Here is a 12,653-nt window from a genome sequence, read left to right as displayed (position 1 = left end):
GTGGGCCAGAACCGAAAGACTATTCCCTCAGATTCGGGCCATGACCAGCGGCGCTGCACCCAAGCCGCTCACGTTGCATGCTGACGTGAAACGCGAGATGGGTGGTGTGGGCGTGCTCTCCGGATATGGCATGACCGAAGCACCGATCCTGGCGATGAGCAGCAACGGCGACAACGACTTCGTCCTGGCCGCCGCAGAGGGCAAGTTAAGCCCGAGGAGTTCCGTCGCGACGTGGTCGCGGTCGCCCGCAACGCGAAGCCCCACTTTTCCAGATCGCGAATGACCTCGGTATCAGCGAGGCCACGCTGCACAACTGGCTCAAGAAAGCCGACATCGAAGACGGCAACCGACCAGGAACGACCAAGGAAGAATCCGCTGAATTGCGCGAACTCAAGAAGCGCAATCGACTGCTCGAGCAGGAACGAGGTCCTGCGTCGGGCCGCGGCATATCTCAGCCAGGGCATTCTCCCAAAATGATGTTCCCGCTGGTCCGCGACCTCACCGTAGATGGAGTTCCCGTCACGGTGACCTGCCGGGTGCTCGGTTTCTCGACTCTAGCGTTCTATATTTCGGAGCAGGTGCAGGAATGCGTCCAGTAGACGGCGATGCTGATTTCGAACGCGCAAGTGCAGAGGTTCTGGCAGAACTCGGGCAGTTCAGTATGCCGTCCGTCCTCAACGGTCTGAAACGTCTGGGTGTGCTTCCCGCGATTTCGAGACGATGGACAGACACAAGGTCCGGCCGATCACCTCAGAGCTCGACCTCGGGTCGGCTATGCGTTGACGCGTACGGTCGCCACGAGCCGGCTTCCGTTCGACGTGGACTCCGACCGGGTGAGCCGTTTGAAATCGCAGGCAGAGGAGCAGACGCGGGGAGGTCGGGCGTCCCTGCCCAGAATTCTCGTCGTGGAAACCGTCGGAAATTGCGTGGCCCGGTGTGTATCTGGGGTGAGGTAATGGCGCACGCCAATCTGGTGGACGGTATCCGCGCGGGAATCACCACCGGCCCGGTTCGGGACGTTCCCGCAGTGACGGAGACCGAATTTGCGATTCGCCGGCGGTGTGGATGTGGGAGCCGGATTCGTAGACCTCGTCGACGTCGGGTCCCGGTGCAGATGGGTGGGCTGACGGTCCATGAAGGAGACCTCGTTCTTGCCGATCTTCACGGTGTCGTCAAGATTCCACATTCCTTGGCACACGAACTACCTGGAGCGATTCGAGAGCACGAGACGGTTGAGCGGAAGGTGATCGAGGTATGCCGGTCGCCGGAGTTTTCACAGCATGCGTTCGGCGAGGCGTGGGCCCAGCAGTCCACATCGAACTGAGAGTTCGCAGCACTGTGACCCGTACCCGGACTGTCCTCGTCGGATTCAGAGATCAAGCACCAGTCTCCGCCCGGCGCAACGGCTCACGCAGATCATCACCGTGCCACCGCTTTCTTTCTCGTCGTCGTCGAGATAGGTGTCGCGGTGATCCGGAATGCCGTCGATCACTTCGGTCTCGCAGGTCCCGCAGTAACCCTCCTCACACGAAAACGGCAGTCGCGAGATGTGTGGACGGAGAGACTCGAGGATTGTCTGGCCCTCACTCACCGTGACGGTGACGCCGGATCGCTGTGCGACGAGTTCGAACGGTTCGCCGGAGACGACCGCGGCGGTTCCGGCTGCAAATCGTTCGAGGTGGAGGGGCCCGGGTATGGCTGCTTCCGAATGAAGGGTCGTTACATGATCGAGCATGGGTCCGGGTCCGCACATGTAAATGCGGGTCGAAGTCCCCGCCGTCGCCAGCACCCCGGCAAAATCAGGGGTACCGGACTCGTCGTCGCAGTGAACTCGCACTCGATCCGGATCAATTGCACGGACTTCGTCGATGAAGGCCATCGAACTCTGAGATCTGCCCGCGTACAACAGGTTCCAACTCCCGCCAGCCGAGGCAACCTGGCGAACCATTGGTAGTATCGGTGTGATTCCGACGCCGCCGGCGATAAACAAGTACTCGGCGGCAGATTCCAGCGAGAATCCGTTCCGTGGTTCGCCGACACCGACTTCGGCGCCTGCGGTCAGGCTGTGGAACTCTCGGGAGCCGCCGCGTCCGGCCCGTTCGTGCAGCACGGCGATCTCGTAACCACCGCGGTCGGCGCGATCTCCGCACAGGGAATAGTGCCGGATCAATCCGGATGGGAGGCGAATCTCCACGTGAGCACCGGACTCCCATTCGGAGACAGGTCGACCGTCGCGTGGTTCGAGCCTCGCGAGCACGATCTCGTCGGCCACCATCTTGGAAGTCGCGACACGGAATTCCCGGTACTGCGGGTCACCTGTGGTCATCGGGCAGCCTCCTGAAATAGCCGTTCGAACTGTGTCTCGATCCACTCGAGAATAGTATAGTGATTGCTATCACTATCAAGATAGATATAACGAGGCGAATTTGTCCGCGCCCGACCGCAGTGCAATCGCCAGTCAGGATTCATGGGTATGTCAATTCAACGTGCTATTGTTCTCGGCGGCAGCGTCACTGGCCTGTTGGCTGCCGCAGCCCTGTCCGACGTCGTCAAGAGTGTGGTCATAGTGGACCGCGACGAACTGGTCGGCGACGGGCCGGATGCGCTGAAGTCGCGCCGCGGTGTTCCTCAAGGTGATCAAGTGCATCACCTTCTTGCCCTGGGGGCTGACCGGATCGAGCAACTACTTCCAGGCTTGAGCGAAGAATTGTTGGCCGAGGGGTGCAGTCAGCACGACAACCTCGCAGAGTTCGCACAATTCACCTACGGGGCCTGGCGGGCACGGTTCGAGAGTGATCTCAAACTGACCTGTTTCACCCGTCCAGTCTTCGAGGGCGTCATCCGGCGGCGTGTGCTGAAAATTGCGAATGTGACCACACACAAAGGTGTTGTCAGTGGGTTGGTCGCCTCCGACGACAAGTCGGCGATCATCGGAGCGAAGGTGAAGAACGCGTCTGATGGTGTCCTTCTAGGCGATCTCGTTGTCGACGCCACCGGTCGCGGCACGAAGACGCCGAGGTGGATCGAGGACCTGGGGTACCCGCGTCCCGCCGAATGGCACCTGCGTGTGTACATGGGCTACTCCTGCTTCTTGATCGAGATCCCGGAGGGTGAGTTGCCCGAGGGTGTCTCGGCCCTCGCCTGCGCGCCGACGGCTGACAACAAGTCCAACGGCATGGCCGTCTGGCCGTGTGGACGAGGTCAGCACATCGTGGTGGCTGCGGGAACAATGCGGAACTACCCGCCCGCGTCGGTGGAAGGTGTGCTCGAGATCGCCGACAATCTTCCGACCCCCCTCATCGCGAACGCTATTCGGTCGGCGAAGGTCGTCAGCGAGCCGAAGACCTATCAGATGTCCGGTGACCAGCGCATTCGGTGGGAAGACATGGACCGGCGTCCCGAGGGGCTCGTCGTTCTCGGAGATGCGGTTGCGTCGTACAACCCGACCTACGGCCAGGGTATGACGATGGCGGCGGTGGGATCGGTCGAACTACGGTCCATCCTCCGCGAGACGAACGGTGACATCACAGGCGTTGCCGACCGGCTGCAGAAGCAGCTTTCACCGATGGTGGACCTGGCTTGGGACAACGCGGTCAAGACCGACTCCGTCTACGAGGGCGTCGAGTACGAGAACATGGAGCCGCCCGCCAAGACGCCGCCGGAGTTCGCCAAAGCATTCGTCGAGGTCCAGTCCGCCGAACCCGAGGTTGCGCTGGCAGCGCGCAAGGCCATGCTGTGGATGGACAACGGCTACCTCACAACCCCTTCCGTCCAGAAGAAGATTGCCGACTGGATCGCTGATGGTCGTACTGTCGGCGCCGCTGCGGGTGACCCTCTCGCGATCCCCCCTCTGATTGGGGCGTGAGCGCGTCGATGGCGCAGGAAGGCGAACCGGTGACCAAGTCTATTCCGCAACTTCGCTGAGAGACATGACAACTCGGCATCAGCAAGGCGAAAGGAAGCCCTAAGACGATGAGTGTAGGAGATCAGGACAGGTACGGCGGGAGCGCCACACCACGAGTCGCGATCATCGGTGCAGGCATGGGTGGTATAGGTGCGGCAGTGAACCTCACCAAGCGTGGGATCAACTCGTTCACCATTTTCGAGAAGTCAGATGGGCCCGGCGGGACCTGGTGGAACAATCGGTACCCTGGCGCCGAATGCGATGTGCCGTCTGCCGCTTACTCGTACTCGTTTCGGGTGGTCCAGTGGCAACGGACACACGGGACCCAAGAGCAAATTCAGCAATATCTGTCGGGCACGGTGGATGCGTTTGGGTTCCGCGACAAGCTCCGGCTGGGTACAGCGGTCGAGAGAGCCGTGTGGGACGAGGCGACGTCGACCTACACCGTGACCACGAGCGACGGCGCGGCGCACGAGTTCGACGTGGTGGTCAGTGCGGTCGGAATGCTGAACGTGCCGAACGAGGTTCGCATGAGCGGGGTCGAATCCTTCGAAGGAACCATCCTGCACTCGAGTACCTGGAATTCCGATGTCGATGTCGATGGCAAGCGGGTAGCCGTTGTCGGTGCCGGTGCGTCGGCGGCGCAGATAGTACCGGCGCTGGTCCCACGGGCATCCCAACTCGTTTCGTTTCAGCGGGAGCCGGCCTGGGTTCTGCCGAAGGGCTCACGTGAGTTCAACGCCGTGGAGGCAGCGGAACTCGATTCGCACAAGAAACAGCAGGAAGAGCGCCGGAGCATCATCAAGCTGGCCGACAGCACGCTCAAGACGGGGAAGAACGTCGAAGGCAAGGCGGCTCTGAACGCACGAGCGGTCAGTGCGGCATACATCGCAGAGGCCGTAGGCGGACGCGAGGAGCTGATCGAGAAGCTGACACCCGACTATCCGGTCAGATGCAAGCGAGTCGTGTTGTCCGACGTGTTCCTGCAGTCGTTGGCCCAGCCAAATGCCCGAGTGGTGAAGCAGTCGGTGGTCGAGGTGACCCCCACCGGCGTGATCGATGGTGCGGGAGAAGAACATCCAGTCGATGTGATCGTGATGGCGACAGGTTTCCAGGCCACGAACTATCTGTCGACCTTCGATCTGGTGGGCATCGGGGGTACCCGCCTCCACGACCAGTGGAACGGTGAGCCGGAAGCATTCCTCGGACTGACGATTCCGAATTTCCCCAACTTCTACATGCTCTACGGCCCCAACACTCACGGAACGATCGTCAGCTACGTACTCGAGAGGCAGGCCGAGTTCATCGCCGAGGACGTCCGCAGGCTCGGGAAGAATCGATCGGCGCACATAGAGGTGAAGCGTTCGTGGTCGACCCGTTACGAACGCCTACTACGGCGCGCACTCGGCAAGGTCGAAGCGTTCGCCGGAAACTGCAACAGCTTCTACATGACCAAGTCGGGTAAGAACGTAACCCAGTGGCCCTGGACCCACCGCCGTTATGCGGTTCTGACTCGATTCCTGCGGGTTCCGTCGTCGCGGTTGTATCCGGACCCGGTAGGTGTGTTGGCCAAGTCCGCCAGGGCCGCGGCTTCACAGCCTCTTGTCGAAGCGTCGAGCATCGAGGACACCAATCCCCAGCTCCAGACACCACAGACAGCGGATAGGAGTCCATCATGAGCGGACGCGTAGAGGGAAAAGTCGCGTTCATCACTGGCGCAGCGCGTGGTCAGGGCCGTCAGCATGCCATCCGGCTCGCCGAAGAAGGTGCCGATATCGTCGCCGTCGATCTGTGCGACGACATCAAGAGCGTCGAGTATTCGCTCGGTAGCGCCGACGATCTGCGGCAAACCGCAGAGCTGGTCGAGAAGCTCGACCGCCGGATCGTGATAGTCGAGGCAGACGTCCGAGACCGCGGTCAGCTCGCCGCGGCCTACGAAGCGGGGATCGAAAGCTTCGGCCGACTCGATGTCGTCGTCGCCAATGCCGGCGTGGCGCCGATCGGCGGCCACCTGAGTGCGCAGGCCTTTTTCGATGCTGTGTCGGTGAACCTGACCGGCGTGATCAACGCCTTCGAACTGGCGTATCCGCATCTACGGTCGGGCGCATCCTTGATCGCAACCGGTTCGACGGCGTCGCTGCGCGAAGGCGCAGTGGATGCGCCACACAACGGGTCCGGGGGAAGTGGCTACCGATTCTCGAAGCAGGAGGTTGCGCGGTTCGTGGATGTTCTCGCAAAGTCCTTGGCGCCGTACCAGATTCGGGTCAATGGCGTTCACCCGACCAATGTGAACACGAACATGCTCCACAGTCGGCCGATGTACAACGCCCTCCGACCCGACCTGGACCACGTCAGCAAAGAGGATGCCGTCGCTTCGATGGAGACGATGCATCCGTGGCCAGGTCTGTCCGCGATCGAGGCGACGGACGTTGCCGAGGCCGTATTGTTCTTGGCGTCTGACGAATCTCGATACGTTACCGGGCTGCAGTTGAAGGTCGATGGCGGCGGTCTCGCCGGAAACATGATGGCGTGAGATGACAACAACCAATCGCGCGCCCGATCCGATCTCCACCAAGCCCTGGGAACTCCACGAGACACGAGAGATCCTCGAGCGGTGGCTGTCGAACAAGGTGGGTGAACCCACCGAGATCTTGGGACTCGATCATCCGGTCGGGGCCGGAATCTCAAACGAAACCGTGATGTTCTCGGCTCGTTGGAGCGCAGCAGCGAGTCCAGGTCGACACGAAACCCGCCTGCTCGGCTTTGGCGGTGGTGTCGGCGGCGTCGTCGATCACGATGTCGGTCCCACCGGCGATCAAAGTATTCACCCGCTGTTGACCATCGCTGCTCCGAAGGGAGCTCGTAGGTACAGACGAGAACTGGGAGAACATCAATGGTTACCAACCTGACCACGAACGACGTAGTTGTCAGTCCATTCGAGATAGATGTCGATCAGAGCGAGGTCGACGATCTCCGCCGGCGCCTCGCGCAGACTCGATGGGCTGACCCCATCGATCTGCCCGAGGGCGTCAACGGGATCCCTCACGAGGCATTGACGAGGCTCTTCGAACGCTGGCGTGACAATTTCGACTGGTACGCGCAGCAGGAATCCCTAAACAAGTTTGCACAAGTCAAAGCAGATATCGGCGGCCAGGCCGTGCACGCGATGCACGTGCGTTCGGAGCGGTCGGATGCAGTACCTCTGGTCTTGCTACACGGGTGGCCCAGCACGTTCGCCGAGTTCCGGGACGTCGTGGAACCCCTGACCCAGCCATCGGATGTCGGATCTTCTGCGTTCCATGTCGTCGCACCGTCGCTTCCGGGGTTCGCCTTCTCCAGTCCCACGCCGCATCTCGGATGGAACGACGAGCGTATGGCTGACGCCGTCATCGACCTTATGAGTGCTCTGGACTATTCGGAGTACTTCGTGCACGGTTCGGACGCAGGTCAGGCGGTGGCCGAGATGATCGCGATCCGCGTTCCCGGTCGCGTGCGTGGCCTTCACGTCAACGCCGGGGGAGTCAAGTTCGCCTCACAGCATACGGGCGAGCCTCCGACCACCGACCGACAGCGATTGGCGTTGAAACGGTTCGGGGAATACATGAAGGACAAGTCCGCGTACGCATATGTCCAGAGCACGCGGCCCGAGACGCTGGCGTACGCCCTGACGGATTCTCCGGTGGGACAGCTGGCTTGGATCGCGGAGAAGTTCTTGGAATGGGGAGACCCAGACTATCCAGTCGATGACGACCATATTCTCACCACCGTCTCGATCTACTGGTTCACGCGCACCGCCGCGTCAGCGGGGCGCTTCTACCGGGAGGCATTTTCGTTCGGTGTAGTGAAACCACCCGTCGAAGTGCCGACTGCGGTAGCCGCCTTTGCAAACGACATAGTTCCGGCGGTACGCGAGTGGGCCGAGGGCGCATTCAACATCGTTCAGTGGACCGATCTCGATTCCGGTGCGCATTTCGCGGCCTTGGAGCGGCCCGATCTCGTGGTGGACTCGATTCGGAGATTCGCTGCCGCGGTTCGCTAGAAACCTGAAAACGCGCTCGCACAGCGAATCAACGCCGAAGTGAGTGTCGTATTCGTTCACGTCGTCGCAGTCATCGATCATCGGGGCGACTGCTGGACACTTTGACTGCAGCGACGACAGTCACGGGTTACAAGGCTCTGCTGCACTGGTTTTCGTCAATTGGTCCCGTGATTCGGATCGGCGTGGAAGGTACCGGTTCGTACGGCGTCGCCGTGACCGCGCTTCTGCGCAGCCAGGGGGTCGAGGTGAACCGCCCCAATCGGCAGATACGTCGTTTGCGAGGCAAGACCGATTCGATCGATGCCGAGGCGGCGGCGAGGTCTGTACTTTCTGGAACCGCGAGTGCTGTCCCGAAGTCACACGACGAAACAATCGAATCGATCCGGTTACTCCGCATCAGTTTGTCGGGGTTGCGGAAATGCTCTACGGCACTGACTACTTCGCTACGTAATGTCATCGTCGGCACCCCTCCCGACTTACGTGATCAGCTCGAATCGATGACAACCGGAGCCGTGTTGCGCCACCGCTCGAGGTTGCGAGTCGCAGAGGGCGCACCTGCTGATCCTCGGGAGGCGACCGATCGACGCTACGGTTGCTGTCCCGTCAGGTGATCACCCAGGGCAAAGAAATGGACCGGCTTCTAATCGAGCTCACCGCCCTCGTGCGCCGAGTCAACCCTGCACTTCTGGCCGCACCGGGGTGGGCGTCGACAGTGCATCCACACTGCTCGTCAGCGCAGGCGACAATCCCGAAAGACTGCACAGTGAAGCATCGTTCGCTGCCCTGTGCGGGGTCTCTCCGATCGAGGCGTCCTCAGGAAGCACACCCGCCACCGCCTCACCCGCGGCGGAGATCGTCAAGCCAACAACACGCTCTGGCGAATCGCGATGAACCGCACCAGCCGTGACGAGCGATCGCGTACCTACGTCGCACGTCGAACAGTGGAAGGGGAATCGCCGCGGGAGATTCAGCGATGCCTCAAACGACACATTGCCCGTGAGATCTACACGTTGCTCATCGATCCGCCGGCAGTTCAGAGCGTCGACGATCTTCGGCCGCTCCGGCACAACACGGGCCTGTCCATGCAGTCCGTCACCGATCATTTCAACGTCTCACTGACAACAATCTCGCGGACAGAACGGGCCATCAAACTGAACTACGAGTTCGCATCACGCTACCGCGCATGGTTGAAAGAGTAACCTGCACAGTCCACTTGACATCAATAAGAGCATCCAAACCGGGTGCAGTCCCAGATCCTTTTTCGTTGTTGCAGAACTCCCTTTCGGAGAGCCGGTGAGTTTCGGACTGCGTGACATGTCATGACACGGGTTTATAGTTCTATCATTGTAATTTTAGTATAATGGTGTCTGTCTGAGATGCGTGCACCGACCAATAATTAGGGAGCCCCTCATGTCCAAACCCAGTATTGCCATCGTCACCGGTGCCGCCCGTGGAATCGGGGCAGGTGTGGCCAAACGCCTGTCTTCCGATGGATTCGCAGTCGCGGTCGTAGACCTCGACGAGGCCGCCAGCGCCGGGACCATTGCCGCAATCGCCGAGGCCGGGGGTACCGCCGTGGCAATTGGCGCGGACGTCAGCAATCCGGATCAGGTAGCAGCGGCGTTCGACCGTGTTGTGGCCGAACTCGGTGCGCCGTCGGTTTTGGTCAATAACGCCGGCATCATCCGGGACAATATGCTGTTCAAGTTGGGTGTCGATGACTGGGATGCGGTGATGGCAGTGCACTTACGTGGCGCATTCCTCATGACGAAGGCAGCACAGAAGTACATGGTCGAGGCAAAGTACGGTCGCATCATCAACCTGTCGAGTACCTCTGCACTGGGTAATCGAGGACAAGCCAACTATGCCGCGGCCAAGGCGGGGATACAGGGGTTCACCAAAACCCTGGCGATCGAGTTAGGCCCGTTCGGGATCACGGCTAATGCTATTGCTCCGGGCTTCATCGCCACCGAGATGACACAGGCGACGGCCGAGCGCATCGGCATCCCGTTCGACGAGCACAAAGTGAACGCGGCGGCAGTCATCCCAGTTCGCCGGGTCGGTGCGCCCGCGGACATCGCGCATGCTGCATCGTACTTCGCCAGTGAAGGCGCCGGATTCGTCAGTGGTCAGGTCATATATGTCGCGGGTGGTCCAAAGGACTGATTCGGCGTCGCCCGCAACGCTCAAAATGATTACACGTAGCGTTGGTCAACCTCGAACAACGTTGACCAACGCTACGTGCCTACCGAGTCGCGATGCCGGCCTCATTGGGCGTGATCACAGACGATTTTTCAATCAAGACGCGGGTTCTGCGACGCTGTGGGGCAGATCAGTCGGTCGAACGCGGCCAGCAAAACTTCCCGCATACGCTGTGCGAGGGGGTACCGGACGACTATCGCATTCGAATACTGCACCCAGTACAGGTGTCGGGTTGCCGACGATGGGATGCGATGGGACCCAATGCAACCGCGAGCTTCGACTGGTAAGTAGGTCCGAACGCCGAGACGATGGAGTGCACCACTGAAGGTAGACGCTCATCCGAAGTCGTCAAGGACGACTGTCTCGGCGTGTGCTGAGAGTACTGGGCGAGGCACAAGAGGGCAATGATTACTATAAACTATAACTATCAATAGATGGACGAGTGTCAGGTTTTGCTTACTGGTTCTAGTCTCGAGTAGCGAACTGGTTGGCGCCAGGATCGGAAGGAGTCCACATTGCAGCAGTTGAGGCAACCACGATTGGCCGAGATCGTGGCCGCGAGTCTGCGCGACGACATCCTCACCGGAAAATTGAAGGAGGGTGACAGCCTTCCGCGGCAAGAGCATTTGTTCGCTGAGTACAGGGTGAGTTTGCCTGCAATTCGAGAAGCGATGCGCATCCTCGAGAACGAGGGGCTCATCTCGGTGCGCCGTGGAAACGTCGGTGGCGCGGTTGTGCACCTACCCAGCCAGGATCGAACTGCTCGTATGATCAGTATGGTCCTTCAAGTACGGGAGACGACGCTCAGTGACGTCAGTGCCGCCCTTTTACACCTCGAGCCGATCTGCGCCGGACTGTGCGCCGGCCGTGAAGATCGGGTGACGGAGGTCGTTCCTAGACTGACCGAGGCTTTGGTCCGACAAGAAGAAACCTTCGACGAGCTCGAGAGCTGGACCCCGAACGCGCGTATTTTCCACGAGGCGATGGTCGACACCTGCGGTAACGAGACGATGAAGGTGGTTATCGGGTCATTGGAAAAGATCTGGTCTGCCCACGAGTCCACGGTGTGGGGCGAAGCCACACAGTTATCGCGTCATGACACTGATCCGGATTCTCCCAATGCTCGTAAGTGGCGCCGCGCCGCGCTCAAGGATCATCAGAAAATCCTTGACGCTATCATCAAGGGTGACCAGGATCGGGCAGCGGCACTGGCTGCGACCCATATGACGGCATCACACGCCAGCACTCTGGAATCGAGTTTGACCGACCGAGTTTCGGCAAACCTACTTGATGCCGTCGATCTGTCATCGTCCCGCTGACCTCTGATCAGTTCGTTGCCGGTCGCGCGGACTGGCTATTGCACCCAGGAGGGCCGGCGCTTCGCTTTGAAGGCGCGCGCGCCTTCAATCGCGTCGGCACCGGACATGATTCTTGTCTCGGCCGCTGCCTCGATCGCGTAGGCCGCGTCGAGAGTGCACAGCTGCCCGCGTCGCACGACCCTCGTAGTCGCTTGGATTGCCGCCGGCGAGTTGGATGCGATGACTGAGGCGAGCTCCAGCGCCCGTTTCAGCGCACTACCATCGGGCACAATCTCGTTCAAGTAGCCGATTTCATGCAGCCGAGAGGGCCCGATCTCCTGGCCGGTGAGCAGCATTTGCATGGCAATTGCGCGCGGAATCTGGCGAGGGAGTCGGGCGAGTGTGCCGCCGCTGGCAATCACCCCATGGCGGACCTCCGGCGCCGCGAAACGTGCACTCTCACCCGCGATTCGGAGGTCGCAACCACCGGCAAGTTCGAAACCGCCGCCGTAACAGATTCCTTCGATCGCGGCAATGACTGGTTTGTCCATGTCTGCGTTGCGTAAGACCGCGGCACGAATCGTTTCCCAGGTTTGGCGGGCGCCGCCCTGCCGATTTGCCTGGCCAACCTCCGCAGAGATGGATGCGAGGTCGGCACCGGAAGAAAAGTCTCCATTGGCACCATGCACCACCGCCACCCGATGATCGCTCGACCGGAAGGCCGACCATGCGTCCGCGAGCTCTTGGAAGCTAGACATGTCTAGGGCGTTGCGTCGAGAGGGTCGGGTGATCGTGATCTGGAAAATTCCTGGTCTCGGAGTTGATGTGATCACTTTGCCGCGCATTGGTACCTCGTCTAAGGTCTTTGGAGTCTATCAAGTATAAGATAGCAAGAAATGGCGGTGAAGGTGGTGCGGATGCTTTCGAGGTCGAGTAGCCAGTTATCAGCAGACCGCATCACCAGATTCTTCGTCCGGCATGCGGTGGCCGCTCCGCCGGACCACCGCACATCAAGACTGTCCGGATCGGCCGGAGGTCACCGCAAGGTTCACGATTCCCAGATCCACACTCACCCAACCCGCTACCGAATGCGCCGCCGGTACACCAACTGCGGGTGAGGGATGATCGAACGGCGCACACGAAACGCACCCGTCATCCGGCCCGCCGTAGTTTAGATCGACACACAGTTGACGAATCAAATTGCCACGAC

General features: G+C 60.5%; 13 protein-coding genes and 1 pseudogene. 12 read left to right on the top strand and 2 right to left on the bottom strand.

Annotation, left to right across the window (positions count from 1 at the left end; genetic code table 11):
• Positions 1-231: 231 nt before the first annotated feature.
• Both R4P64_RS31235 and R4P64_RS31230 read left to right on the top strand, forming a co-directional pair.
• A pseudogene (locus tag R4P64_RS31235) lies at positions 232-566 on the top strand (transposase); the annotation flags it as partial.
• 20 nt (positions 567-586) lie between these two features.
• A complete protein-coding gene (locus R4P64_RS31230; protein ID WP_317824100.1) occupies positions 587-1,324 on the top strand; it encodes a hypothetical protein in 738 nt (245 codons plus the stop codon).
• A gap of 45 nt (positions 1,325-1,369) precedes the next feature.
• Here R4P64_RS31230 and R4P64_RS31225 read toward each other — a convergent pair whose 3' ends face one another.
• Positions 1,370-2,326: a PDR/VanB family oxidoreductase gene (locus R4P64_RS31225; protein ID WP_317824099.1), complete on the bottom strand. Its 957-nt coding sequence runs from the start codon at positions 2,324-2,326 to the stop codon at positions 1,370-1,372.
• Between the two features lie 147 nt (positions 2,327-2,473).
• Here R4P64_RS31225 and R4P64_RS31220 point away from each other — a divergent pair, with 147 nt between their 5' ends.
• From R4P64_RS31220 to R4P64_RS31180, 10 genes are all read left to right on the top strand, one after another.
• On the top strand, positions 2,474-3,865 hold the full coding sequence (locus tag R4P64_RS31220; RefSeq protein WP_317824098.1) for a hypothetical protein: 1,392 nt from the start codon (positions 2,474-2,476) through the stop codon (positions 3,863-3,865).
• A gap of 107 nt (positions 3,866-3,972) precedes the next feature.
• A complete protein-coding gene (locus R4P64_RS31215; RefSeq protein ID WP_317824096.1) occupies positions 3,973-5,583 on the top strand; it encodes an NAD(P)/FAD-dependent oxidoreductase in 1,611 nt (536 codons plus the stop codon).
• Positions 5,580-6,437, top strand: coding sequence for a mycofactocin-coupled SDR family oxidoreductase (locus R4P64_RS31210; protein WP_317824094.1), 858 nt, complete (start codon positions 5,580-5,582; stop codon positions 6,435-6,437). The genes R4P64_RS31215 and R4P64_RS31210 overlap by 4 nt, the downstream gene beginning before the upstream one ends.
• A gap of 1 nt (position 6,438) precedes the next feature.
• On the top strand, positions 6,439-6,813 hold the full coding sequence (locus tag R4P64_RS31205) for a hypothetical protein (RefSeq protein ID WP_317824092.1): 375 nt from the start codon (positions 6,439-6,441) through the stop codon (positions 6,811-6,813).
• Positions 6,798-7,943 carry an epoxide hydrolase gene (locus R4P64_RS31200; protein ID WP_317824090.1) on the top strand — a complete coding sequence of 382 codons (1,146 nt, stop codon included), beginning with the start codon at positions 6,798-6,800 and terminating at the stop codon, positions 7,941-7,943. Before R4P64_RS31205 ends, R4P64_RS31200 begins: the two co-directional genes overlap by 16 nt.
• 50 nt (positions 7,944-7,993) lie before the next feature.
• Positions 7,994-8,554, top strand: coding sequence for an IS110 family transposase (locus R4P64_RS34145; RefSeq protein WP_411742748.1), 561 nt, complete (start codon positions 7,994-7,996; stop codon positions 8,552-8,554).
• A gap of 88 nt (positions 8,555-8,642) precedes the next feature.
• Complete coding sequence (locus R4P64_RS31195; RefSeq protein WP_317824088.1) at positions 8,643-8,834, top strand: transposase; 192 nt, start codon at positions 8,643-8,645, stop codon at positions 8,832-8,834.
• Entirely contained in the window at positions 8,831-9,142 is a 312-nt protein-coding gene (locus R4P64_RS31190) for a hypothetical protein (RefSeq protein WP_317824087.1), read from the top strand. Before R4P64_RS31195 ends, R4P64_RS31190 begins: the two co-directional genes overlap by 4 nt.
• Positions 9,143-9,353: 211 nt before the next feature.
• Positions 9,354-10,109: an SDR family oxidoreductase gene (locus tag R4P64_RS31185; protein WP_317824086.1), complete on the top strand. Its 756-nt coding sequence runs from the start codon at positions 9,354-9,356 to the stop codon at positions 10,107-10,109.
• Between the two features lie 551 nt (positions 10,110-10,660).
• Positions 10,661-11,464, top strand: a complete 804-nt coding sequence (locus R4P64_RS31180; protein WP_317824085.1) for a FadR/GntR family transcriptional regulator — start codon at positions 10,661-10,663, stop codon at positions 11,462-11,464.
• 35 nt (positions 11,465-11,499) lie between these two features.
• Here the strand turns inward: R4P64_RS31180 and R4P64_RS31175 are convergent, their stop codons facing one another.
• Positions 11,500-12,288 (bottom strand): enoyl-CoA hydratase/isomerase family protein, encoded by a 789-nt coding sequence (locus R4P64_RS31175; RefSeq protein WP_317824084.1) that lies wholly within the window; start codon positions 12,286-12,288, stop codon positions 11,500-11,502.
• Positions 12,289-12,653: the final 365 nt, after the last annotated feature.

Origin of the sequence: Rhodococcus sp. IEGM 1366 (genome assembly GCF_033142425.1) — a bacterium.
In the GTDB taxonomy this organism is placed as follows: domain Bacteria; phylum Actinomycetota; class Actinomycetes; order Mycobacteriales; family Mycobacteriaceae; genus Rhodococcus_F; species Rhodococcus_F globerula.
This window is presented reverse-complemented; position numbering and strand designations above follow the sequence as displayed.

What these genes read in the sequence shown, in the direction of transcription:
- R4P64_RS31230 (WP_317824100.1), top strand. Translation starts at nt 587, where the DNA reads ATGCGTCCAGTAGACGGCGATGCTGATTTCGAACGCGCAAGTGCAGAG.
- R4P64_RS31225 (WP_317824099.1), bottom strand. Translation starts at nt 2,326, where the DNA reads ATGACCACAGGTGACCCGCAGTACCGGGAATTCCGTGTCGCGACTTCC.
- R4P64_RS31220 (WP_317824098.1), top strand. Translation starts at nt 2,474, where the DNA reads ATGTCAATTCAACGTGCTATTGTTCTCGGCGGCAGCGTCACTGGCCTG.
- R4P64_RS31215 (WP_317824096.1), top strand. Translation starts at nt 3,973, where the DNA reads ATGAGTGTAGGAGATCAGGACAGGTACGGCGGGAGCGCCACACCACGA.
- R4P64_RS31210 (WP_317824094.1), top strand. Translation starts at nt 5,580, where the DNA reads ATGAGCGGACGCGTAGAGGGAAAAGTCGCGTTCATCACTGGCGCAGCG.
- R4P64_RS31205 (WP_317824092.1), top strand. Translation starts at nt 6,439, where the DNA reads ATGACAACAACCAATCGCGCGCCCGATCCGATCTCCACCAAGCCCTGG.
- R4P64_RS31200 (WP_317824090.1), top strand. Translation starts at nt 6,798, where the DNA reads ATGGTTACCAACCTGACCACGAACGACGTAGTTGTCAGTCCATTCGAG.
- R4P64_RS31190 (WP_317824087.1), top strand. Translation starts at nt 8,831, where the DNA reads ATGAACCGCACCAGCCGTGACGAGCGATCGCGTACCTACGTCGCACGT.
- R4P64_RS31185 (WP_317824086.1), top strand. Translation starts at nt 9,354, where the DNA reads ATGTCCAAACCCAGTATTGCCATCGTCACCGGTGCCGCCCGTGGAATC.
- R4P64_RS31175 (WP_317824084.1), bottom strand. Translation starts at nt 12,288, where the DNA reads ATGCGCGGCAAAGTGATCACATCAACTCCGAGACCAGGAATTTTCCAG.